Raw genomic sequence first — 23,855 nt, 5'->3', positions numbered from 1 at the left:
AGGTGTTTCCGTCTGAAATAATCTGCGGAAATCGCCCGAGATAATCTGCGGTTTGACAATAAATAATGTAAATTGATACCTTCTGATGCAACATCCGAAGCTACTAAAATTCTAATAGATGATTCTGCTCTACCGAACTCATCAACTATTTTCTGTTGTTCTTTATCATTCATCCCACCATACATGGTTTGAACTTGATCTGCTGATAGTCCTAAATCTTTTCTAAGATTTTCAGCAACATATTTCATTGTCTCTATTCTTTCAGTGAAAATAACAATACGATCATCATTCTTATTTTCATTCCAGTTATACTCAGGGCTTTTTAATAACTCTATTAATTTTGCATAACGCGAAAAGCTTTTCGCATCAATCTTTTCTAACGCTTCCTGAAATTCTCTAAGTCTTGATATATCTGCTACATCATTGGAACCGTATTTCTTTTCAAGACGTTTTATTCTTTCTTTTATGCTACTTATACATGCGGCAGGACTTGAAAATAGTGACTTCTCCAAGTTGGTTTTGAAAAGTCTATCTCTATTTCCTCTTGATTTATTTTCATCCATATCAAGACGCATATCTGCAAATATATCAAACGCGTATTCTTCTGCTACAGAAGCAGTGCATTCCATAACGGATATTTCACGCTCCTTAAACGCCCCAGCAACCTCACTTTGAATATCCTTCTTAAATCTTCTAATACACAAATCACTTATATCATCTTTTGTATATTCTTCTGGATTAGCAATCGCTGTTGGATCAAGCATATTCATTAACGATGCAAAGCTCTCAGATCTACCATCATGAGGAGTAGCAGAAAGCATGATTAATGTATCTGACTTAGTTGCAAGTAAGTCTGCCAATTTATGTCGAGCTGAATTTTTTCCTCTTTTCGCTACATTATGAGCTTCTGCTCGTGTCAAGTAAGAAACAAAAAAAATTAATTTTTTTATCAATGGGGAACCTTTAGCAAGATTCCCCATGTTACTTCTTTATATTTTTGTTTTCTCGCTATTACTACTGATTATACCATCATCCAGCCTGAAAGTCATCAAAGTTCCATCTGATTTCAATATGCTCATTATCATACACCAACACATAATCAATGAGATATCTGATTACTTCTTCATCAAACTCATCCAACTTACTAAGCTTTGTTAGCTGTTCCTGCTTTGCATCAAGAAAGAGATCCTTTTGCATATCAAGTGTTTCCTGCTTCTCTGTAATCAGACTTTCTATCTCTGCGATTTTCTGCTTAACTTCGGCAGTCTTTTTTGCCATCTGATCACGAGTGATATTTGCCTTTGTATAATCATCGTATATCTCAAACTTGAGCTTTGCATAGTGCGCCTTTGACTTTTTAAGTGATTCGATTTCCCTCTCAAGATTATCTGGACAATTACCACTATTAGTTTTTAACTCAAATTCATGCAACTGAGACAGTGCCATATTTCTAGCAATGTCCAGAAGTGCCGCCTCAAGTTCTTTACCTCTAATACGTGACACATGACCGTTATGGCATCTGTATGAGGATTTATTTCCGTATTTGCAAAGTCCCTTACCACATATTCCACAACGAATATATGATTTACGCCACTTTCCATTTGGTTTTCTCTTAGTCACTTCTCGTCTTGCTATAATCTTGTGAGCAAGCTTGAAGTCTTCCACAGAAACTAATGGTTCATGACAGTTTTCAACAATTATCCAGTCCTCTTTATCTCTCTGCACAACCTGATGACCAGTATCAATATTATCAGCCGTCTTGTTATTGATTACAGAACCAATATAGACTTCATTATATAAAATCTCCATTACTGTACTGGCACTCCACATGTGCTCACCAATATCCCTGTCGTAACATCTCTTAACTCCAATCTTTTGGTAATACTCAAATATGCTATCATATCCATTATTATTCAGATAATTGGCAATCTCGGTGTATTTCATGCCTTTAATAGCCAGTTCAAATATCTGCTGGACAACAGGTGCTGTTACGGGGTCAGGAACTAACATATGCTTATCATCTTCACTTTTCTGGTATCCAAAAGGAGCAAATGCAGCAATGTACTTTCCCTGCTTAGCCAACACTGCCTTAGCAGCTCTTACTTTTTTTGATGCATCCTTACAATACAATGCATTCACAAGATTTTTCAGTGCAACACTCATACCTCCGGTTGAACCAAAGCTGTTTGCAGAATCGTAATTATCATTCACACTGATATATCTTACCTGAAGAACCGGAAATATACATTCCATATAGTTACCGACTTCAAGATAATCTCGTCCGAGTCTGCTGTAGTCCTTCGTCACAATAACCTGAATCTTACCAGCCTTTACCAGATCCATCATTTTTACAAAATTAGGTCTGCTAAAGTCTGCTCCGGAATATCCATCATCTGAAAATTCCATTATGTTGCAGTCCTTTAGTTCAGGCAGTTTCTGGATATGATCAAGCATTAACTTTCGCTGATGGGAAATACTGTTACTTTCCTCATGAGCAGCTAAGTTGTCATCTTCATCTGATAATCTCATATAAAGAGCTATCGTCTTATCCATTGCTGCTCACCTCTCTTTCTTCTGCCACCTCAAGCAGTTCCTTAAGGAAATCATCATACAGAAGCTTTACTTCTATATTATTATCAGTAAATATAATTTCTGATACAAACGCTTCCACAAGTTCCCTTGTAAGTTTCCTCTTTGACAAATACTTATTAACGGTTTCTTCCCAGCCTTCATCAATGTGAAAATCTTTCTCATAGAGACTTCTGCGGTAAAGCAGCTCAGTGATTTGAGCCTCAATCTCATTTACTCTGCTTTCATACTCTTTCTGATACTGGCATAACTCTTCCGCCGTTATAAGCTGTTCCCTGTAATCTTCATACAAGCCGCTTTTGTTAGCAGTAATTCTTCTAACATCATTCTGAAGCTTTGCTATCTGTTTTGTATAAATGTCATATTGCAGGACATTCTCTTTTCTACTGTTCATTTTCTGAACAAATTTTGTTTTTTCAATACACAGATTCATGTGCTGGCGGATAACGGAAAATACGCTGTCCATAACCTCATTGTATTCATAAGAAGATTTATTCCCGCACAATGCTGCTAATTTCCTACGCTTACTGCACTTATATATGAACTTGTCCGAATGAGTATGATGTCTGGTAACCAAAACACTTCCTCCACAACAGGCGCATTTTGTTTTATATACCAGAATATTATCTGGCTTCTTGGGAGCATCAGGGTTAGGTTTTGATGCTTCCAAATGCTTGTTCTTGATAAGTTCCATTCTTTCCTGAACTCTATAGAAAGTATCTTTATCAATGATAGGTTCATGAGCATTTTCTACTCGCTGCCACTTGGACTTATCTGTTTTTTTATTCTTTCTTCCCGTATCAAGAGCCTTCCTCTGCTTTCCATGAACAATATTGCCAATATAGTATTCTCCCTGAAGTATCTCTTTTACGTGTGAATAGTGCCATTCCCTTGCTTTTTCGGCAAACTCAGTTTTTCCGGCTTTGTAAAATCTGTATTTCGGTGGCGAAAGGATTCCTTCGCTTTGCAGAGTTTTTGCAATACCAGCATACCCTTTCCCATCCAGAAACATATTGAAAATCCTGACTACATTGTCAGATACTTCTTCATCAATCAAAAGCTTTCTTGAACCATCTGTAGCTCTGTAATACCCATATGGTGGCGTTCCTTCGCTGAAGCCGCCCTGTGCCCAAATACTATGCTTACCAGTTTCTACTTTCTTTGAAAGGTCTTTGGAATAATATTCGTTCACAATATTCTTAAGCGGTACAGATAAATCAGTTCCCGGTCTTGCTGTATCAAAATCATCTGTGATAGCAATATATCTCACATCAAGAAAAGGAAATACTCTCTCAATGTAGTTACCTGCTTCCACATAATTTCTTCCAAGCCTGCTAAGGTCACGGGTAATAACAGTATTGATTTTGCCGGCTCGAATATCCTGAATCATTCGGTCAAATTCCGGTCTTTCAAAAGTTGTTCCTGTAACAGATATATCAGCATACACACAAACTTCTACCATATCATCCTGCCCATTAATAAACTCTCTGATATATGCAATCTGTGTATCTACAGTATCTCTTTCCTTATTCGCCTCTGATTCGAATGAAAGTCTCGCATAGATTCCAACCTGATATGGTTTTGCCTCCTTATCAAGGCTTAAAACTGCTTTTGTTGTCAGATTGTCAGTTGGCTTTGCAACTGCAATCGGCGTATTTTTTCTACTCTTTCTTGCCATACTACACAGCCTCCTTTAATCTGATATTCAGTTTTCCCGTACTGTCCACTTCAACAAAATGTCCCTGACTTTCTATTACATCAAGACATTCCTTGTAGCAGTCATCAAAGTCAAACACTACATCAATGTGATTCTTATCAAATACCTTTATTTCACGGATAAGAGATACAACCACTTCCCTCGTGAGTTTCTCAATGTTTTTATGTTCCGTAAAATAATCAAGCCATACAAAACCTTTGCTCTTACGATTCAACACATCATCCATTTCCAATTCAATCTGATGAATAGCAATCTCAGCATTCTTTTTCCTCTGCTCATATGCCGCATGAAGTTCCTTGTAATCTTCCTTTGAAATAATACCATCCTTCATATCCTCATAAAGCATTCCTCTGAGATCTGCACATCTGTCTACTTCTGCCTGTTTCTTTTCACGCCTTTCCTCAAGCTTTTTCATATCCAGCTGCTGAAATGGCACGTTGCCGATAAAAGAAAGAATTCTTTTAAGGTCAATAATGTTATCAATGTGTGTCTGCAAAATCTCCAGCACCACTTCTTCCAACTTATCCGTGGAAATTCTGTGAGAGCTACACTGCTTTGAATCCTTATGGGTAGCACACAGATAATAGGCATAAGTTTTTCCGCCGACTTTTGATGTTTTTCTTACCATAGGCACACCACAATCTCCGCAAGTCACAATACCAGACAAAGGATAAACCTCTTCTCTGTCAGGCGATGTCCTTGTATCCATAGCAAGTAATCTCTGTACCACCTCAAAATCTCTGTCAGTGATAATCGGTTCATGGTTCTTTTCAATCCTTACCCACTCGCACTCCTCTTTGATTATGGTCTTTTTGACCTTGTGGTTTGGTGTGGTCTGTTTTCCTTGTACGAGATTTCCTATATAAATCTCATTTGTCAGGATTCTTCTTACCATAACTGAAGTCCATTCAGACTTTTCCTTTGTCTTAAAGCAGGTCTGATAATTACTTCCCGTACTTGCCTTATACTCAGCCGGTGGCAGTATTCCCAAAGAATTAAGTTCAGATGCAATAGCATCCTGACTTTTTCCATGCAGCTTCATTCTGAAAATATCTTTTACAACATTCGCTGCATACACATCAATTTCTAATTTGTGCTTGTCTTTTTCATTCTTTTTGTATCCATACGCAACAAATGCAGTGATTACATCCCCTTGCTTTCTCTTAATCTCCAGATGAGAACGAATTTTAATAGAAATATCTCTACAGTAAGCATCGTTTATAAGGTTCTTAAATGGGATAATAATTTCATCTGACTGTGATTTTGCTTCACCAGAATCAATGCCATCGTTAATCGCTATAAATCTTACTCCCATCGCTGGAAATAATCGCTCTATATACATACCTGAATCGATATACTCTCTACCAAATCGGCTCAGGTCCTTTGTAACAACGCAGTCGATTTTGCCTTTTTTGATGTCTTCCAGCATCATCTGGAATGCCGGACGCTCAAAGTTAGAGCCGCTGAAACCATCATCGACATACTCCTGTTCAATCACTATATCGTTTTTGCTCTTAAGGAATTCCCTAATCAGTGATTTCTGATTTGCGATACTATTACTCTCTGCTTTTTCATGCGAAGCAACAGCGCCATCTTCTTTCGATAAACGAACATAGATGGCTGCATGATAGATCTTTTTGATCTGACTTATTTGACTCATATGCACATCCTCCTATTGTTGTTTAAGTTAGAAGATAACTTTTCAATAAGGTGATATGCACTAATTTAGAATTTTTATACCGAGTCCATCATAGCACATATCCCTTAAAGATTCCACCACTTCTTTTCATTTTTAGACATTTAATAACAGATTCTCAAATGCCTGTTCCATGGAAAGTCCGTTATTAGCGAAGCTGACCTTAATCATCATACTGCCTCTTCGTAACAGATAAGGATTTCCAACCTGCTTTAAATATTGAGCTTGTCGCTTTTCTTGTGGCAGATTTTTATCGATTTTGATTTTTCTGACATCCGTCAGGTCTTCAATATCTACATCGCTAAAATCTGTATCAAGCAATGCTCTGTATTCCTCTGCCGTCATAAAGTCCCTCCAATCTATAAAATAATAAATGCCACCCGGATGAGTGGCTATGTAAAGCCGGGGCAGATGCTCCGGCACTATTCTTTATTCGTTATACTTTCCTACCATTCCAAGCTGTATCTGCATCCCCAGTGTAATCTTAAGCATCTGAAATGTGCTTACCTTTCCGACCTGACGCATCAAATCTCCATATCTTACACAGCATAACTGTTCACACAATGCTATGCTGTGCCTGTCAAGCCCTTCTGCCTGAAAACCATTGATAAATACATGAGTCGGCATATAACGCTTCTTATTTATCTTACTGGTAAGAGGAACAGCATGAAGTACCATGCTGTGTTCATTCGCCCGGTTATTGCTGACAATCACTACAGGACGTATGCTGTGCTGAAGATGATCCTCGTTATCTTCCGGTGGTCCGAAATCAACCATCCAGATATCGCCTCTCTTAATTTCCATCAGATTCACTTCCTTCCTGTTCTCTGATATATTCCCTTGCTTCGTCCTCTGTAGGACAAGAGACCACACGACTGCCTTTCTCATCGATCACTGTGGTCTCTGATGGATAAATGATACAGCCTAGCACCCAGCGCCACCGTCCCAGACAAGCGTAGCCGGTTCAAAGCCTTTGTTCTCCTCATTGATGCTGATATTGTGGTCGGATGCCAGCTTCATAATGCTTTTTACTGTTTCCCTGTCCGTTGAAATATCCCAGATACTTCTAACCAGAATACAGATAATCCCTTCTCTTTCTATATAGTAGGTAAGCTTATCTATGGCTTTATCATCCTTAAATACCGTATCAACAACATTCATATCATTCTGTCTTGCGTAATCTTCCATTCTGTCAGCAACATGGGTTTCCATGCTGCCGACAAACACAAGACACTGATTAGTTCCTGTCTGTTCCATCACTGCCTCCTTAATCCTGCTGTCTGCCTGATACCATACGGATAAGCTTGTCCAGTTCCTTAATAATCTGGGTATCATCCATACTGCTGTCATCACAGCCACAGTATCCATCGCTGCCAAGTGCATCATAATAAGCAGACATGTCTTCCTTTGCTGTCTCAACCGTAATTCCATAATGAGCCAGCAGATCAATCGTCTCCATAATCTCGTCATCCGTTGTGCCCACCATCGCACTAGAAAGTGTTACAACCGTATCAATGTCCTCAACCTCTGCCATGCCAATAAAGGAATACTTCATAGGCATACTCATACCTGACTGGGAACTTTCACCGAGAAGGGCAGCAATCTCATACCCGTGCTTCTCACAATATCTCTCAATCACTCTCACAACCATGTTGTCCACAGTTTCATTCATTGTTCCACTAATATAAATTACAGCTTTATTCATCGTAATAATCTCCTTCACGAAATAATTTTTGTGTTTACCGGAAGCTACTCTGAGCTTCCGTATATCTGATTTGATATTCGCGCGATATTATCTCCTCACATAAAGGGACTTAACTCTCATTCACTGTCTGTTGGTCCGGTAAAATATGGCACAGGTTGACAATGCTAAATCCCTTTGTGTGAGAAGACAATGTGGAAAGCAAAACCTTCCAATATCTTCTCAAGTCTCTCTGACTCATCCCCCGGCGGGGTAAAGCGATTCTATGCCAGCTGCAATCATTATGTAGTATCCATGCCCATCAAGGACTTGCATCGGTAGCCACTCCTCGGAAATGCTTTTCGCTGAAATCCGAATGCGTTATTAAACTCATTATCTCCGGGTGCTAATCCGGTAGGCTCTGCTCTCTGCTCTTAACCTTCACAGGCACACATAATATCTGTTTCTCATAATCAGCATAAAAGTGAGGTCAGTCATCGCACGAAACGGGGCATCGCCACCTGGCAAATGTCAGGCGAGAAATAATTAACGGAATCGCCGTGTCCTATTCAGTTTTCAAAGATCATGCAGGTTTTGCCGTTCTGCTTCATCAGTGTCTATTCGCTCTTTCCTTCGGAAAGTTGTTTCTTCTGATTTCGCTTAGGCATTAACCATGGTTAAATTGTATAAAAAAAAGACGCATCCTAACACGGAGCGTCCTTCCGAAATTCCAATTTTTAGTCGTAGGATTTTACGAATTTTATACGGCTACAGGTTTCATTCGTATTATTTTCAGCATTTCCATAAGCTGCTTCTTTTCAAACTCAGAACATTCTTCCAGCTCTTTTGTAAATGCATTGGCAATATTGTCATCCTCCACCAGAGGCTTGTCTATCTCAAAAAAGAAAAAATCAGCAGACACATTGAACTTCTGACAAAGTATCGTTATTACATCATGAGGAATTAGTGTTATTCCTCTTTCATAATTGGATATTGTATCTTTACTGAGATTCAATTTCTCTGCAAAGTTTTCCTGATTCATGCCTGTAGAATTTCTCAATTTTCTTAACTGCTTTCCCATAACTTCTTTATTGAATACTTTATCCTGAGTTCCCATGTTCTGCTTCACCTCCTTTGTACTAAATTTTTCTGTGGAGGCAAATAAAAAAAGACCTCCACAACAAAACAGAAAATTCTCTCAAAGTCTAAATTTCCACTTTTTCAATCGTTTCTAAAATTTTGTTATGTAAGTCTTTTAAATTATTCTTTATTAAATCAAATATGTATTAAAATCTATCTTATCGTCTTTGCCTAATCATTTTTTCTCTCTAATCATCTTTTCTAAATCAATCTCGGCATATGTCTTTTCACTAAATTACAATACACTTAAAATATTCATTCTTATCAATCAATTTCATTACATTTTTCTAAGTTTAATATTCATTCATTTGATTTTAGACATTTCAATATTCAGTTGTAGTTTTGTATTTTACCATTATTTTCCTGTTCTTGTCAACGGTTTTCGACAACTTCTCGACAAATTTCTTACAATCGGTAATATCGGTATCTTTGACTTACATAACACTAAAAGCAAAAAAGACGCAAAGAAAATCAGGTAAGAATCTTACCCAACTTTCCCTGCGTCTCTGGTGCTTGACAATACTTCACTACACCCTGTGTAGCTTTTTTATGAAATATGCCGCCCTTATCAGGTGAGCCATAATTCAGTTTTATAATTTAAATACACCTTTTTTACTGTGGCTTATCAAATAGCCTTCTGTGTATTTCTTCAATACTAAGGTTCTCTTACATCTGTCGCATTTCATGCAAACAGCCTGTACAACTACTAAATTATCATCATTCTGGATTAAATAATCCCAAAAATGTCTGCCGCATTTTTTGCAGCGAAATTCAATTACTCCATTTTTATCCATCTCAGTCTGCTCCTTTACAATACAAAATCAACAAGTTTCATTTTGTACTTGAAAAGGAAAGGGAAATCACCTTTGCAAGTCTTCTTACTGCCGGGAGTTCCGACGCATACTGTGTATGCCCCTGCTTATGCTGATCTCGAAGCCAACTGATTACATACCTTCGTATATAATCAGACTCCGGCTCTTCCCTCTACAAACCACATATTGTTATCCTCATAGAATAAATGGCTTTCTTTTCCATCTATAATACAGGTATATCTCATTCCTGCTCCACCAGCTTTTAGACTGGCAGCCCGCCTGATATCTGTAATGCGCTGAATCTCATAAATGTGTCCATCCTGCCATTTAACACTGACCGGCTTCAGCTGTCCCTCTTTACTAAACACAGCAGTCACATCCACATACACTTTATTCGTATTCATGCTTCAGCCACTCCTTTCTCCACAACTGTTATTGTTCTTGGCATTGATTCTATCCATGTGATATGTCCTGAATCTCTTAGATTACTTAACTGTGCAGCCATACTTGATGTTGATTTAAGTCCAACTAATTTGCACAGTTCCCTGACCGTCGGTGAAAAACCATTTTCTTTTTTGAATCTGATAATCTCTGCCAATATCTCCTTCTGTCTTTCCGATAAACTTTTTTCCTGCATTATTCCTACCTCCAATGCAAATTGCGAATACATCAGTGTATTACACCAAATGTACCGTTCTTAAAAGTAACCATGTGGATGAACCGTATGCTCTTCCTTTGCATTTACTGCCGAAAGAATCGTGTCACCCAGCATCAGTCCACGTTGTATACTGTAGAAACCGAATCGTCTCCGTATGTCATCAACCGCTGCATCCATCTTCATCATTTTGTCTCTCAATTCTGCATTATGGAATAAATCCAGCTGCTCCCAATAGTTATCATTCACAAGGTCTGCTCCACGAATACCAACACTCCTGATCGGCTTCTGCCAGTTATAGCTTTGCTTAAAAAGTCTGAATCCTGCATCAGCAATCTCTTTTGTAATATTCGTAGCATTTGAAACCTTTGTCTGTTTTGTGTATGAATGCAGCTCATTATCACGGATACTGATTTCTACCGTCCTGCAACGAAAACCATTCTCTCTTAGTCTCGCTGCAACACTCTCTGCAAGAACATACAATACAATTTTTACATCTTCGTCATTCTCTAAATCTCTTGGAGTGGTTGTACTATTTCCAATTGACTTAACCGGAGCTGATGTATTCTCTTTTCTTACTGGTGAAGTATCATAGCCGTTTGCAAATGCCCACAAGATACTTCCCATTTTACCAAGATAACTGTTCAACCATTTTTCATCAGCCCTTGCTATATCACCTATGGTATGAATGCCCATTTTCTGTAATTTACTGTCTGTACTTCTTCCCACATATAACAAATCAGAAGCCGGAAGATTCCATGCTTTTGTCTGAAACTCATCCTTATACATGGTTGTGATGGCGTCGGGTTTCTTATAATCAGAACCAAGCTTTGCAAATATCTTATTAAATGACACACCAACACTTACTGTTATGCCAAGTTCTGATTTCATGCGATTACTTATTTCATGTGCAATCTTGTAACCATCACCTTTAATAGAAGCACTTGCTGTAACATCCAGCCAGCTTTCATCAATTCCATAGGGTTCCTGTAAATCCGTGTACTCACTGTATATCTCGTGAGCCATTTTTGAAAAACGAAGATACAAGTCCATTCTCGGAGGAACAAATGTAATGTCAGGGCAAACCTGTCTTGCCTGCCACAGAGCCATTCCTGTCTTTACTCCATGTTTCTTCGCTACATAATCAGCAGTTAATACGATTCCGTGTCTTGCCTCCGGATCACCACCTACTGCCACAGGCTTTCCACGAAGCTCCGGATGATGCAACAGCTCAATACTCGCATAACAGGAGTTAATATCACTATGTAAAATCACTCTGTCTCCCACAACATTCACCTCCAGTCTGTATGTGTTGTATTGCTTCTTGCAGGTACAAGTATAACTCTCTCATAAAGAGATTGTCAACGGACACATGTGTCCTTTCATCTCTCATACAGAGATTTTACACTTGAAATATTCTATTATCTGATATATACTGTAAGAGAAAACTATACATAATATAATCATAGGAATGAGGCGAGAATATGAGAAACATAGGTGATATCATTTCTTCTAACAGAAAGAAACTGAAGTTATCTCAGCCAAAGTTAGCTGAATTACTACAGCAGGAAGGAATTAATCTTACTGTAAAAGCAATCTCCAAATGGGAGACAAATGCTACTGAACCCAGTGTGGCAACCTTCCTTGCCGTATGCAAAATATTAAATATTACAAATATATATGAAGAATATTTTGGAGAAAATCCGGCAGATCCACTCTCTTCCCTTAATGATGAAGGGAAAGAAAAAGCTTTGGATTACATTGGATTGTTGCATGACAGTGGCAAATATGAGAAACAGACTGCAAAGGTTATTCCATTTTGCAGATATATTGATGTGTATGATAATGCAGTATCTGCCGGAACCGGTAACTTTCTGGTAGATGGACCGAAAGAAACACTTCAGCTTACGAAGGATATTATCCCAGATACTGCAAGCTACGGCGTAAAAATCAGTGGTGACAGTATGGAACCGGAATTTGAAGATGGACAGATTGCCTGGGTTCTGAAACAGGATATTCTTGAAAACGGAGAAATTGGTATCTTCTATCTGAACGGAGATGCCTATATAAAAAAACTACAGGATGATAAGAATGGCGTATTTCTTATTTCTCTCAACAAGAAATACCCTCCTATTCCTGTTAATGAAAATGATCGTTTCGATATACTTGGAAAAGTGGTTGGAAAGAATCATCCGAATGAGATTAGAGATTTTCTGCAATAAACGAGTCCGAATTTTAGGACAGTATTTTCTGTATCCTTGTTAATATAAGATATGTATGAAAGTAGGTGTTTACTATGGCGGTCGTTAATAACCTTAAAGAAATTCGTGAATCACAAGGTCTTCTCCAAGAGGATTTAGCCTCTGCCACCGGATTCTGCACAAAAACTATCGGCAGAGTGGAACGTGGTGAACGGGCACCATCCGCTGAATTTATGCTCCGTATTGCAGCATATTTTAATCTGCTTGTTGAAGATGTCTTTAAGTTGGAAGAGCACTGACTTTGGTCGGTGTTCTTCCTTTTTGAGTACACTAATATATACCTTTTTATTTACTCTATATATTATTTATTCTATACATCATCAATTCGATAAACAGGAATTGCACATCCTTTAATATTTTATAACATACTTTTTGTATGTTATAGATATTCTCATCTAGCAAAAAACAGGGGTGAGATAAAAGTCTCTCACCCCTGAATTTTCTTCTTTCGAAATTACATATAATATTCTGATATTACGCTTTCCACAAACCATGTAAGTTACAATATGCATATACAGCTTCTACTTCATCGCCTTCAGAAATGGCAAAGCTTACTTCCGGTGCATCACCTGGCTTTAACACCTTTCTTTGATTTCCGGATTTTGTCTGTAAAGATACCCATTCAATATAATGAGCTTCTACCATTGGATGCTCAACTGAGCCAACAGAAACCTTTACTGTATTGCCTTCCACAGTCCATACCGGAAGATGTTTTTCTACTGCACCATCGGATGTACCCGGAATAATTTCTGTCATTTTCTGACCACAACACATTACCGGTACACCAGAGTCCTTTACCATTGCAATAATATTTCCGCAATGCTCACAAATAAGAAATCTTTGTTCCATAGTTCTACCTCCAAAAACTATTTTAATAGTTCTCTGCATTTACTTCAAAGTATGACTGTGGATGTGCACATACAGGGCATACCTCCGGTGCCTTTGTGCCAACTACTATATGCCCACAGTTACGGCACTCCCATACCTTTACTTCACTCTTTTCAAATACCTGTGCAGTCTCGATATTCTTAAGAAGTGCACGATATCTTTCCTCATGATGCTTTTCGATTGCGGCTACCATGCGGAACTTTGCTGCAAGGGCTGTGAAGCCTTCTGCTTCAGCAGTTTTAGCAAAATCTTCATACATATCTGTCCACTCATAATTTTCGCCATCAGCCGCTGCCTGTAAGTTAGCAGGTGTATCACCTAAACCGTTCAATTCCTTGAACCACATCTTTGCATGTTCTTTTTCGTTGTCAGCTGTCTTTAAGAATAAAGCTGCCATCTGCTCATAGCCTTCCTTCTTAGCAACAGAAGCAAAATATGTATACTTGTTTCTTGCCTGAGATTCTCCTGCAAAAGCAGCCTCAAGATTTTTCTCTGTCTGAGTTCCTGCATAAGGATTTTTCTTCTCTTCTTCCATTAACTTAAACTTTTCCTTTGGCTGTTTGCAAACAGGGCACTGCTCCGGTGCTTCCTCTCCTTCATGAACATAACCACATACTGTACATACCCATTTCTTCATAGTCTTTACCTCTTCTTTCTTCATATTATTTTTTTCGTTATTTGGAATCATTTCTAATAACTTTCTTGCAACATCCACAGGAAAATCTTTGGTCGGTGGATTTGCAATCAAATCCTCTAAAAGTTCATGTGCATTGTTACTCTGAGGAAGCATAAAGCCTGCTTCTCTCAAAATGTCTTCAGCTACCAGTCTTTCTGATTTCGCAACCGCCTTCATCAAACGATACAGTCCATCTTTATCAGTAGTTTCTGCTATTTGAAGTGCTTCCTTTTCTTCATCCGCTTTTGCCTGTGCAGTCTTATTCAGCACTGCTTTCACCTGATTTGTCTTTGGCTGTTGTGCAGGATATTCCTTTGGCACCATGGAAATTGCACCACTCGGACAAGCCTGTGCACACATTCCGCAACCGATACACTTATCTACATCAATCACACTGTTTTCTGTGTCTGTAGCTCCAACAGGGCAAACATAAAGACACAGACAATCTTTTGTACAAAGTCTTAGATTTCTTACAGCTACTTTTTCATCCATGATTATGCTCTCCCTTCTATTTTCTCAAATTTCCAATCCGGAACCTTACACACCGGGCAAAGTTCCGGAGGTGTATCGCCTATGTAAACAAATCCACATGTTGTACATACCCAGATATTGGTGTCTTTTAACATCGCTTCACCTTCATTCAAATAACGATTCACTAATGATGAAAGCATTCTTGTAACCTTTTCACCCCATACACATACTCTTGCAGCACCCCTGTCTGCATTTGCATCTGCAGTAGCTCTTACAGCTGCATAATTGTTTGCATCTGTTTGAAGCTCTTTAGCGAGTTTTTCAACGGATGCATCATTTACCGCCGGTACAACTGCGGTAAAATAATCTGCTAACTGCTTAAATAAATCTGCTTCTTCCTGCTTGTATTGTTTCTCACAGCCTCTTGCAAGATTAGAACAAAGTGCTGCCAGTTGTCCTGCTGAAAGTTTCTCTAAATCTTCTTCCATTGGCTCTATGGCAGTAACTACTTTCTTTTCGTCACCATTTGCTTCCGGTTTAAAATCTGATTTTGCCGCACCACATAGTGGGCACTTCCAATCATCCGGCAATTCTTCAAATGGGACTTTTTCTTTGGCATCATCGTAGACATAGCCACAAATCTGACAAATGTACTTCATAGAAAATACCTCCTTTTGTTTTATTATGAAAAGCTATTGTCTACCCTTCTCTAATTCTCCGGAATAGTCAATTATGCCTCCAAATTCAATAACATTTGTATACCCTAAATCCACAAGCTTCTGTGAAGCCTGCTTACTTCTGTTTCCGCTTCGGCAATATACATAGATTGCCTGACTCTTATCCGGAAGTTCCGCAATCTCTTCTGTTCCAATAGATTCATTAGGGATATTGATTGCTCCGGGAATGTGTCCTTCCTCAAACTCATCATCTCTTCTGACATCCAAGAGAATATATCCCGAATCTTCCTTCATAAGCTCAAGTCCTTCTTCCATGGAAACCTGTTGATAACTTGAATTTTGTTCTGTGTTCTTCGCAGAATCCGTATTTCCACATCCTGTAAGGATACATAGAAAAGTCATACACAGAATCAGTAATTTTTTCATTATGTACCTCCTACTGCTTATCCATTCCACAAGGAAGTGATGCTTCTATCAAATTCGTTTCTCTCATAACATTCTCATAGAAACGATAACCTCCTGAGAAGTTGTAACAATCAAATCCTTCCCCAGCTAAAATTCTACAGGATATATAGCTTCTTAATCCGCTTTGACACATCACATATACCGGTTTTGACTTATCCATGTTCTCTAGACTTTCTCTTAAATCATCTACCGGAATGTTGATAAAGCCGTCCACATGACCTTTTGCATATTCGCCCTGTGTTCTTGTATCAAGAAGTGTCACACTTCCATCCCTTGGAAGCTTGTCCAATTCGTCAAAGTGGAACTGCTTTACGATTCCGCTTTCAATATTCTCAATCATAAATCCTGCCATATTTACCGGGTCTTTCGCAGAGGAATAAGGTGGGGCATATGCCAAATCCAAATCCTTAAGTTCTGCTGCTTTCATACCTGCACTAATGGCTGTTGCAATTACATCCAATCGCTTATCGACTCCATCGTAGCCCACAATCTGTGCTCCAAGGATTTTTAAAGTACTCTTTTCATACACAACCTTCATTGTCATGACTTTTGCACCGGGATAATAGCCTGCATGAGAAGCCGGAGATAAAACAACTCTTTCATAATCTATTCCGGCATCTTTCGCTGCTTTTTCGGTAAGCCCTGTGCTTGCAGCTGTCATATCAAACAGCTTGATAACCGAAGAACCCATGCTCCCTTTATAATGACTGTCTAAGCCGCAAATATTATCTGCCACGATCCTGCCTTGCTTGTTTGCAGGACCTGCTAAAGAAATAACCGCATTATTTCCCGTAACTGTATGCTTTACTTGTACTGCATCTCCTACCGCATAAATATCCGGTACGGATGTCTCCATTTTATCATTTACAACAATCGCTCCCTTAATGCCAAGTTCAAGTCCTGCCTTTTTTGCAAGTGTAGTTTCCGGGCTGACACCGATTGCCATTAGAACCATATCGGTACTTATTGGCTCATCATCTTTTAAAAGAACCTGTAACTGTTCCTTCTCCTCAAATCCGATTACGTCACCGCCAAGTTTTAGACTTATCCCTTTACTGCGTAGCTTATTATGTACAAGAGTTGCCATATCATAATCCAGTGTATTCATCAGCTGTTTCGGTCTTTGTACAACTGTTACTTTAACACCCAAGTCACATAGATTTTCCGCAACCTCAAGTCCGATAAATCCACCACCAACCATAACTGCAGTTTTGGGTTTCTTTTCTTCTACAAAGCTTCGTATTTTCAATGTATCTTCTACCGTTCGTAATGTAAAAATCTTATCATTATCTATTCCCGGAAGATTCGGCTTTATCGGTTTTGCTCCCGGTGATAAAATCAATTTATCATAAGATTCCTCATATACTTTTCCGGTATCCAGATTGTAAACTGTAACTGTTTTCTTTACAGCATTGATGTCTGTTACTTCATGATGAACCTTCATATCTATGCGAAATCTGTTCCATATGCTTTCCGGTGTTTGAAGTGTCAGTTCCTCCTTATCCTCAATTACACCGCCAATATAATAAGGCAGTCCGCAATTTGCATATGAAATGTATCCGGAGCGTTCAAAAACGGTAATCTGTGCATGTTCATCTAATCTTCTAAGTCTGGTTGCTGCTGTTGCACCACCTGCAACTCCACCCACAATTACAACCTTCATCCTTTCACAACCTTTCCTCTGTATGAACTAATACCTCCAATATTGGTAACATGTGAAAACCCCATCTGTTTCAATGCAGATGTAGCACTACTGCTTCTTGCACCACTTTGGCAATATACAAATAGAGGTGTATCTTTATCCGTTATTTTTGCAAGGACTTTCTCTATCTGTTGAAGAGGAATATTCTCACTATTCTCAATATGTCCGGATTCATATTCTTCCTTTGTTCTAACATCTAATAATACAGCTTTTTCTGTTTTCAAAAATTCCTGAACTCCTGCATTGATATCAGCTTGTTTAAAAAATCCGAAAATACTCATTGTAACATCGCCTCCACTTCTGTCTTTGGTCTTGCACCGACAGCTTGTTTTACAACCTTTCCATCTTTAACGAGTACAATGGTTGGAATGCTCATCACTCCAAACGCCTGTGATAATTCACCCTCCTCATCCACATTAACTTTACCGACTTTTGCTTTTCCTTCATACTCCTCTGCCAGCTGTTCAATAATTGGTCCCATCATCTGGCATGGTCCACACCAAGGTGCCCAAAAATCAATCAGTACCGGGATATTGGATTTCATCACTTCATTTTCAAAATTTTCTCTTGTTATTTTTAATTCAGCCATTTGTTAGCCCTCCTATTTTTAATTTCAGTAATCATTCCTGATTTCTAATTTCATTATATACATTAGGAGTTTTCTCTTCTGTGACTGAGTCTCATTATTCAATAATTTTTTTCAAACCTTCAATATTTTTTATAACAATTGCACCTCTATTAAGCTCTATTAGCTCATCTGATGCAAATTGTTTCAACATTCTCGCTACTACCTCTCTTGCTGAATTGACTTCTTTTGCAATGGCTTCCTGTGTCATTTGAATCTTATTTTCGCCGGTTTTCTCATAAACAGAAAGTAAAAATCTTGCCATTCTCACATCAAATCTTGCAAACATTATTTCCTGCATAACCCATACCACGTCAGAGAATCTCTTCGTCGCAAGTTCATAGGCAAAACATCTCGCGTAAATATTGCTATCCATCAGTTTTTGAATCATTCCGGAATGAATTGCCACAATCTCTGTGTCTTCTTCTGCCAGAAGCTGCACATCCAACGATATCCCTGCAATCACACAGGAAGCCGACAAAACACAGCATTCTCCGCTTCCAATATGGAACAAAGTAATTTCACGTCCTTCTTCGCTTGTGATATAAACTCGAATAGAACCTTTTTGCACATAAATCATTCCGAGACACGCATCTGTCATTCCATAGATATAGGAATCCTTTTTGTAAATGCGTAAGACAGCACCACTTAACAATTGTTTTTTCTCTTCATCCGAAAGATTCTTCCAAAATGGTATTTGCTTTATAACTTCATTGATATCCATCATTTATACCATCCAATTATCTTCATAGATTAATGACAGTTGTTACCACAGCCATGACTGCCACAGGTATGTCCACTTTCTCCGTGCTCATGGTCATGATGGTCACAATGTACATCCGGATTATAGCCAAGTGTTCCATTAATTAAAGCAAGAACTGCTTCATCTGCATTACCGGACACTCCACCATAAAGCTTGATGTCCGCTTCTGCAAGAGCCATCTGTGCTCCCCCGCCGATTCCACCACAAATCAAAACCTCTATTCCTGACTCAGAAAGCAAACCTGCCAGTGCTCCATGACCGCTTCCATTGGAATCCATTACTTCAGATTTCGTAATAACACCATTTTCAACTTCATATATCTTAAACTGCTTAGTATGTCCAAAGTGCTGAAAAATTTCTCCATTTTCATAAGTTACTGCTATCTTCATATCTTTTCTTCCTTTCGCTACTACATTTTTTTCTGAATTTTCTTTATATTTCCGGCAAGGTCTTTCACAACAAGATTTGTGTTTTCCGCTACAGATTCTATAATTTCCGCCGGATATCAATAATTGTTTCCCATTCACGATACAGTCCGAAATTTTGTACCTTGCTCTTTCATATATTTCCGTGACTGTCGTGCGTGAAATATCCATAGCTGCAGCACATTGTTCATGATTTTGTTTTTCAAAGTCTACAAGCCTTATCACTTCATATTCATCTACGGAAAGAACCACACTTTCCGGATTCGTAACTCCTTCAGGTTCAAAACATGAATATTCCGGTTCACTACAGACTCTTCTGCATCTTTTAGGTCTTGGCATTTTATCACCTCTCGTTTCCGACATATGTTGATTATAGCATATCTTTCAGTTTTAATCTATAAAAACTCTTCCTAAAATAAAAATTATCAAGAATAAAAAAGTAAACTGGCTAAAATATCAGTCTACTTTTCGCAATGTTATTATATTTTTTACTTGATACTTAAAATTCACATCTATTTAACCCCCCACACAAACGTATTGCTCAAAATACTTTTATGAATACAACTTATCCACTTCTTTTTCATACACTGATTCTGTCACAGAATCAAACAAAACCCATTCTACAAGGTCAAAGCTATTCTTGTTATCCTCCAAAAATCGGCTGACCGTCTTAACCGCAATCTTTGCTGCAAGTTCTACCGGAAAACTATATACTCCGGTTGAAATAGAAGGAAATGCGATACTTCTTATCTCATGCTCAAGTGCCACCTGCATAGAATGAAAATAACAGCTTGCCAAAAGTTCCTCTTCCTTACTTCTGCCACCATTCCAAATCGGACCCACCGTATGTATCACATAATCACATGGCAGATTATAAGCCTTTGTAATCTTAGCCTGACCTGTCTCGCAACCATGAAGAGTCCTACACTCTGCCAGAAGTTCCGGTCCTGCTGCCCTGTGAATGGCACCATCAACTCCACCACCTCCTAAAAGAGAGTTGTTGGCAGCATTTACAATTGCCTGAACATCTGTAATTTTCGTAATATCACCTTTTACCGTCTTTATTAAATACATTTTACCACCTGCCTGATTCTTATATTACTATTCCATTGCAATGGTCAATCTCATGCTGAATAATCTGTGCTGTCCATCCTGAATACTTTCCATGCTGTTTCTTAAAGTTCTGATCAAGATAGTCCACTTCTATGTCCTGATATCTCGTGCATGGTCTTACACCTTTCAGAGAAAGACATCCTTCCTCAGTCTGATATGCTCCGGATTTCTTTGTTATTACTGGATTTATCATTGCAAACTGAAATGGTCCGGCTGCTACTACAATGATATTCTTTTTTTCTCCAATCATATTGGCAGCCATACCAACACAGTGCTCTAAATTTGCCCTAAGTGTATCAAGCAAATCAGTCACAATCTGTTTATCTGCCTCTGTTGCATCCACTGACTTCTGTGCCAGAAACAGCGGATCATGCATTATCTTCTTTACCATTAATTCCATCCCTTCCATACATCAGGCTGATATCCAAGTGTAGATTGTTTTCCATTTCTTACTACTGGTGTTTTAATTACCTGCGGATTCTCAAGTACCTTTTCCAGTTTATCTTCATCTGCAATATACTTAATAAGAGCAAGTATATCCTGGTCTTTTCCTTCCCAGTTAATCATATTGTCAAGACCGTCATTAGCCTGAGCAACAGAAGTAAACTCTCCCTTACTCATGCCTTTTTCTTTCATATCAATAAACTGATATTTAATGCCACGCTCCTTGAAGAAGCGTTCTGCTTTCTTTGTATCATTACATTTCTTAGTTCCAAAAATCTGGATATTCATCTGCTTCACCTACCATAAATTATAAAGTTTCATTTTCTCTGTATTTCTATATTCATGCTTCTCGTAGTACCCAATCAGCTTTCCTTCATCTCTAAGAGCAACCATATATACATCCTTATTTTGTTTTTCATTGTGAAAAGTATATACAATATTGTGGTTATCATCTTCAATAAACCAATCAACCACTTGCTGTATCTTTTCTCTAGACGCTTGGTTATGACATTCCATGAGGCTTCTTCCAATCAACTTTTCTCCGCCCCATTTCTCATAGTTAAGTACAGCCGCCGGATTCATATAAATAATTTCATGATTCAAATTGCATATTACTACTGCACATCTATCCTGATCAACGATACTCTTATAAAAACTCACATACGACTTGAACTTTATGTTTTTCTCATTATCCAGTCGTTTCTGCAAATGTGTTTTAGGTCAGTTTACAAGGAACTACACGCAGACCGTGAAACGGGCTGCTGACAACAAACGGCGCTATGCTCCCGGCTGGGTGCATAGCACCTGTTTGTTGCGGGGGTTTCCAAAGGGGGCAGCGCCCCATTTGGCACACGACTTTGCGGAGCAAAGTGTAGTGTGTTATACGCTCTGTCGGCGTTGCCCTGAAAATACCGTTGCCGCCGGGGAGGGCAAGGGCATTTGACGCGGCAGGAAAGCAGGGCTTTGTTTGGGGCTGGTAAGCCGGAAACAAAGGGCTGATTTCAGCAGCAGACAGGGCGTATTATGAAAGCCCCCGTCCCTCGTCCTCCGCCCCCGGCCTATGGGACAAAAAGTCCCAAAGCTCTGGACACCGTGACCAGATGTGTGGCCACACTCCGGGAAAAGTAGCAGGACGGCAGGAAACCGTCAAGGCTGAAATGAATGGGCTGACGCCCGGCCTTGACCGTTCCCCGCCGCCCCGCTGGATGGGTGGACAAGGTGGCCAATCCCTAAAAGTGTTTGGCCGCACTCGTTCATTTTGGGGCCTTTCTTCTCCCAAAATTGAAATGGGCGGGAAAGCCCTAAAATGGCTTTCCCGCCTTGATTACCCATTAGCAAAGACGGGCGAGACTGTCAACGGCGGCGCTGAAAGCGCCGTTCATCTTGACCGTTGACTGGCTCGCCTGGCTTTGCTACTGCCCGTAAGAGATGGAAAAACAAGATGGAAAACAAGGTTAAAAATGGTTGACAAGTCTATCGGATGTGTGTTATACTGTGCGACAGTTTGAGATTGGAAGGAGGCTTACGTGTGTTAATTTGTGTACGCTAATAAGCAATAAAAAGTAGAAGTACCTTTCCACATGATGGTGGGCTTTTTTTGCGTGCGTATGCAAAGGAACACGTAGGTTTGACACGAGCAGTCTTTGAACTGTATCGTGGTGTTTTTTCGTGCTTTGTTGTTATGCAGGCGTCTGCCCTCTCTGTGGGACAACGCCTGCTTTTTATTGCAGAAACAAAGGAACAATGCAATAAAAAAGGAGGTTCGCATTATGACCCAAAACAACAATTCATGGAGAAAAACTTATTTTACACTTCTTGCCGGACAAGCAATATCCTTTATTAGCAGCGGTATTTTGCAAATGGCCATTATCTTTTATTTGGTTGCGAAAACTAATTCTGCAATCATATTGACGGCGGCAACACTGATTGGATTTTTGCCGCAAGCCTGTTTAGGCCCGTTTGCAGGTGCTTTTGTTGACCGGCACAGCCGTAAAAGCGTAATGATTGGTGCGGATTTGATAATTGCCGCCGCTGGCGGTATTCTGGCGCTGGTGGCGTTTTACATGGAATTGCCCGTATGGTCTATTATGGTTGTCCTGTTAATCCGAAGTGCGGGAACTGCTTTTCATTCTCCAGCATTCAGCGCAGCAACACCTATGATTGTGCCAAAAGAGGAACTTACAAAATGCGCTGGTTACACGCAGACCATGCAAGCAGTAAGTGCGATTATCAGTCCAGCTGCCGCAGCGTTTTTATATGCTGTTTGGCCTCTTAATGCAATTATATTGTTAGATATTGTGGGTGCAATCCTTGCCTGTGTGACTGTTGCGATTTCGTCCATACCAACGCCTGAACTATGTCCAGAAACGAAAAGACAACAGTTTTTACAGGATATGAAAGAGGGGTATGTGGTATTAAAGCAAAACAGGGGCCTCTTTGCTCTGCTCTGGATTGGTGTAATTTATATGTTCTTTTATATGCCAATCAGTACGCTTTTTCCTCTCATCTGTATGTCATACTTCAAAGGAACACCGGCCCATGCCTCTGCCGCTGAAATTGCTTTTGCGGTTGGTATGCTGCTTGGCGGAGTCATTCTGAGCATTTGGGGCGGTTTTAAGAAACGGCGGTACACCATCGGTCTTTCCGTTCTCCTGATGGGCGTTAGCAATATGCTCTCCGGGCTTTTGCCGCCAGACGCATTTCTTGTCTTTGTTGTGTGCTGTACTGTTATGGGAATTTCCGCTCCATTTTACGGTGTGCAAAATGCGATTTTTCAAGAAACGGTCAAACCAGAATATCTGGGGAGAGTTTTTTCTCTACTGACAAGCGCCGCTTCCCTCGCCATGCCGTTTGGCCTTGTCATTTCCGGGCCTCTGGCGGAGCGGCTGGGAGTTGAGAAATGGTTTGTCATTTGCGGAATTGGCATTATCATCGTTGCGCTTGCCGTATTTTTACTACCCGGTTTGAGAGAGATTGACAATACGCAATAATCAACTGCACCTTTTTCTATTACTAAACAAAATGCCTGGATGGTGGTTCTGAAAAACCAGAACCG

Annotated in this window: 30 protein-coding genes; 3 read left to right on the top strand and 27 right to left on the bottom strand. The window is 39.4% G+C overall.

Annotation, left to right across the window (positions count from 1 at the left end; translation table 11 throughout):
- The 14 genes from ASU35_RS03200 to dinB form a co-directional block, all read right to left on the bottom strand.
- On the bottom strand, nucleotides 1–980 hold a 980-nt coding region (locus ASU35_RS03200; protein WP_242861188.1), incomplete at its 3' end, for a helicase-related protein.
- 49 nt (nucleotides 981–1,029) lie between these two features.
- Nucleotides 1,030–2,553 (bottom strand): recombinase family protein, encoded by a 1,524-nt coding sequence (locus tag ASU35_RS03195; protein ID WP_058351619.1) that lies wholly within the window; start codon nucleotides 2,551–2,553, stop codon nucleotides 1,030–1,032.
- Entirely contained in the window at nucleotides 2,546–4,267 is a 1,722-nt protein-coding gene (locus ASU35_RS03190) for a recombinase family protein (RefSeq protein WP_058351618.1), read from the bottom strand. The genes ASU35_RS03195 and ASU35_RS03190 overlap by 8 nt, the downstream gene beginning before the upstream one ends.
- 1 nt (nucleotide 4,268) lies before the next feature.
- The gene (locus ASU35_RS03185) at nucleotides 4,269–5,966 is read right to left on the bottom strand and encodes a recombinase family protein (RefSeq protein WP_058351617.1); all 1,698 of its coding nucleotides are present in this window, start codon (nucleotides 5,964–5,966) and stop codon (nucleotides 4,269–4,271) included.
- A gap of 132 nt (nucleotides 5,967–6,098) precedes the next feature.
- Complete coding sequence (locus ASU35_RS03180) at nucleotides 6,099–6,347, bottom strand: DUF6870 family protein (protein ID WP_058351616.1); 249 nt, start codon at nucleotides 6,345–6,347, stop codon at nucleotides 6,099–6,101.
- Between the two features lie 84 nt (nucleotides 6,348–6,431).
- Nucleotides 6,432–6,806: a type II toxin-antitoxin system PemK/MazF family toxin gene (locus ASU35_RS03175; RefSeq protein WP_172794587.1), complete on the bottom strand. Its 375-nt coding sequence runs from the start codon at nucleotides 6,804–6,806 to the stop codon at nucleotides 6,432–6,434.
- A complete protein-coding gene (locus ASU35_RS19635; protein ID WP_172794586.1) occupies nucleotides 6,796–6,933 on the bottom strand; it encodes a hypothetical protein in 138 nt (45 codons plus the stop codon). The genes ASU35_RS03175 and ASU35_RS19635 overlap by 11 nt, the downstream gene beginning before the upstream one ends.
- Nucleotides 6,927–7,259, bottom strand: coding sequence for a hypothetical protein (locus ASU35_RS03170; RefSeq protein WP_058351615.1), 333 nt, complete (start codon nucleotides 7,257–7,259; stop codon nucleotides 6,927–6,929). Before ASU35_RS03170 ends, ASU35_RS19635 begins: the two co-directional genes overlap by 7 nt.
- Before the next feature lie 10 nt (nucleotides 7,260–7,269).
- Nucleotides 7,270–7,707, bottom strand: coding sequence for a recombinase family protein (locus tag ASU35_RS03165; protein WP_058351614.1), 438 nt, complete (start codon nucleotides 7,705–7,707; stop codon nucleotides 7,270–7,272).
- A 736-nt stretch (nucleotides 7,708–8,443) separates the two neighbouring features.
- Entirely contained in the window at nucleotides 8,444–8,800 is a 357-nt protein-coding gene (locus ASU35_RS03160; protein ID WP_058351613.1) for a helix-turn-helix domain-containing protein, read from the bottom strand.
- A 613-nt stretch (nucleotides 8,801–9,413) separates the two neighbouring features.
- A complete protein-coding gene (locus tag ASU35_RS03155; RefSeq protein WP_058351612.1) occupies nucleotides 9,414–9,617 on the bottom strand; it encodes a hypothetical protein in 204 nt (67 codons plus the stop codon).
- A gap of 170 nt (nucleotides 9,618–9,787) precedes the next feature.
- Nucleotides 9,788–10,039 carry a hypothetical protein gene (locus tag ASU35_RS03150; RefSeq protein WP_058351611.1) on the bottom strand — a complete coding sequence of 84 codons (252 nt, stop codon included), beginning with the start codon at nucleotides 10,037–10,039 and terminating at the stop codon, nucleotides 9,788–9,790.
- A complete protein-coding gene (locus tag ASU35_RS03145; protein ID WP_058351610.1) occupies nucleotides 10,036–10,272 on the bottom strand; it encodes a LexA family protein in 237 nt (78 codons plus the stop codon). The genes ASU35_RS03150 and ASU35_RS03145 overlap by 4 nt, the downstream gene beginning before the upstream one ends.
- Nucleotides 10,273–10,332: 60 nt before the next feature.
- On the bottom strand, nucleotides 10,333–11,577 hold the full coding sequence (dinB, locus tag ASU35_RS03140) for a DNA polymerase IV (protein WP_058351609.1): 1,245 nt from the start codon (nucleotides 11,575–11,577) through the stop codon (nucleotides 10,333–10,335).
- Between the two features lie 197 nt (nucleotides 11,578–11,774).
- On the opposite strand from dinB, the gene ASU35_RS03135 reads away from it, so the two are divergent.
- Both ASU35_RS03135 and ASU35_RS03130 read left to right on the top strand, forming a co-directional pair.
- Nucleotides 11,775–12,512, top strand: a complete 738-nt coding sequence (locus ASU35_RS03135; protein WP_058351608.1) for a helix-turn-helix domain-containing protein — start codon at nucleotides 11,775–11,777, stop codon at nucleotides 12,510–12,512.
- 74 nt (nucleotides 12,513–12,586) lie between these two features.
- A complete protein-coding gene (locus tag ASU35_RS03130) occupies nucleotides 12,587–12,790 on the top strand; it encodes a helix-turn-helix transcriptional regulator (RefSeq protein WP_058351607.1) in 204 nt (67 codons plus the stop codon).
- 235 nt (nucleotides 12,791–13,025) lie between these two features.
- Here ASU35_RS03130 and ASU35_RS03125 read toward each other — a convergent pair whose 3' ends face one another.
- From ASU35_RS03125 to ASU35_RS03065, 13 genes are all read right to left on the bottom strand, one after another.
- Complete coding sequence (locus tag ASU35_RS03125) at nucleotides 13,026–13,400, bottom strand: desulfoferrodoxin family protein (RefSeq protein ID WP_058351606.1); 375 nt, start codon at nucleotides 13,398–13,400, stop codon at nucleotides 13,026–13,028.
- A 22-nt stretch (nucleotides 13,401–13,422) separates the two neighbouring features.
- The gene (rbr, locus tag ASU35_RS20435) at nucleotides 13,423–14,607 is read right to left on the bottom strand and encodes a rubrerythrin (RefSeq protein ID WP_083504115.1); all 1,185 of its coding nucleotides are present in this window, start codon (nucleotides 14,605–14,607) and stop codon (nucleotides 13,423–13,425) included.
- A 2-nt stretch (nucleotides 14,608–14,609) separates the two neighbouring features.
- Nucleotides 14,610–15,245, bottom strand: a complete 636-nt coding sequence (locus ASU35_RS03115; RefSeq protein WP_058351605.1) for a rubredoxin-like domain-containing protein — start codon at nucleotides 15,243–15,245, stop codon at nucleotides 14,610–14,612.
- Nucleotides 15,246–15,278: 33 nt separating this feature from the next.
- The gene (locus ASU35_RS03110) at nucleotides 15,279–15,689 is read right to left on the bottom strand and encodes a rhodanese-like domain-containing protein (RefSeq protein WP_058351604.1); all 411 of its coding nucleotides are present in this window, start codon (nucleotides 15,687–15,689) and stop codon (nucleotides 15,279–15,281) included.
- A 10-nt stretch (nucleotides 15,690–15,699) separates the two neighbouring features.
- Nucleotides 15,700–17,391, bottom strand: a complete 1,692-nt coding sequence (locus ASU35_RS03105) for a CoA-disulfide reductase (protein ID WP_058351603.1) — start codon at nucleotides 17,389–17,391, stop codon at nucleotides 15,700–15,702.
- Nucleotides 17,388–17,711, bottom strand: a complete 324-nt coding sequence (locus ASU35_RS03100) for a rhodanese-like domain-containing protein (protein ID WP_058351602.1) — start codon at nucleotides 17,709–17,711, stop codon at nucleotides 17,388–17,390. Before ASU35_RS03100 ends, ASU35_RS03105 begins: the two co-directional genes overlap by 4 nt.
- Complete coding sequence (gene trxA, locus ASU35_RS03095) at nucleotides 17,708–18,019, bottom strand: thioredoxin (protein WP_058351601.1); 312 nt, start codon at nucleotides 18,017–18,019, stop codon at nucleotides 17,708–17,710. Before trxA ends, ASU35_RS03100 begins: the two co-directional genes overlap by 4 nt.
- Nucleotides 18,020–18,113: 94 nt before the next feature.
- On the bottom strand, nucleotides 18,114–18,782 hold the full coding sequence (locus ASU35_RS03090; protein WP_147525349.1) for a Crp/Fnr family transcriptional regulator: 669 nt from the start codon (nucleotides 18,780–18,782) through the stop codon (nucleotides 18,114–18,116).
- Between the two features lie 26 nt (nucleotides 18,783–18,808).
- A complete protein-coding gene (locus tag ASU35_RS03085; protein ID WP_058351600.1) occupies nucleotides 18,809–19,582 on the bottom strand; it encodes a DUF134 domain-containing protein in 774 nt (257 codons plus the stop codon).
- A gap of 213 nt (nucleotides 19,583–19,795) precedes the next feature.
- A complete protein-coding gene (locus ASU35_RS03080; RefSeq protein ID WP_058351599.1) occupies nucleotides 19,796–20,317 on the bottom strand; it encodes an O-acetyl-ADP-ribose deacetylase in 522 nt (173 codons plus the stop codon).
- Nucleotides 20,318–20,336: 19 nt separating this feature from the next.
- Nucleotides 20,337–20,747 (bottom strand): peptide deformylase, encoded by a 411-nt coding sequence (locus ASU35_RS03075; protein ID WP_058351598.1) that lies wholly within the window; start codon nucleotides 20,745–20,747, stop codon nucleotides 20,337–20,339.
- Nucleotides 20,747–21,088 carry an arsenate reductase family protein gene (locus ASU35_RS03070; RefSeq protein ID WP_058351597.1) on the bottom strand — a complete coding sequence of 114 codons (342 nt, stop codon included), beginning with the start codon at nucleotides 21,086–21,088 and terminating at the stop codon, nucleotides 20,747–20,749. The genes ASU35_RS03075 and ASU35_RS03070 overlap by 1 nt, the downstream gene beginning before the upstream one ends.
- A gap of 9 nt (nucleotides 21,089–21,097) precedes the next feature.
- Nucleotides 21,098–21,460 carry a PAS domain-containing protein gene (locus ASU35_RS03065; RefSeq protein ID WP_242861187.1) on the bottom strand — a complete coding sequence of 121 codons (363 nt, stop codon included), beginning with the start codon at nucleotides 21,458–21,460 and terminating at the stop codon, nucleotides 21,098–21,100.
- Nucleotides 21,461–22,569: 1,109 nt separating this feature from the next.
- On the opposite strand from ASU35_RS03065, the gene ASU35_RS03055 reads away from it, so the two are divergent.
- Nucleotides 22,570–23,790, top strand: a complete 1,221-nt coding sequence (locus ASU35_RS03055) for an MFS transporter (RefSeq protein WP_002584949.1) — start codon at nucleotides 22,570–22,572, stop codon at nucleotides 23,788–23,790.
- Nucleotides 23,791–23,855 lie beyond the last annotated feature (65 nt).

The organism is Acetivibrio ethanolgignens (genome assembly GCF_001461035.1).
GTDB lineage: Bacteria > Bacillota > Clostridia > Lachnospirales > Lachnospiraceae > Velocimicrobium > Velocimicrobium ethanolgignens.
This window is presented reverse-complemented; position numbering and strand designations above follow the sequence as displayed.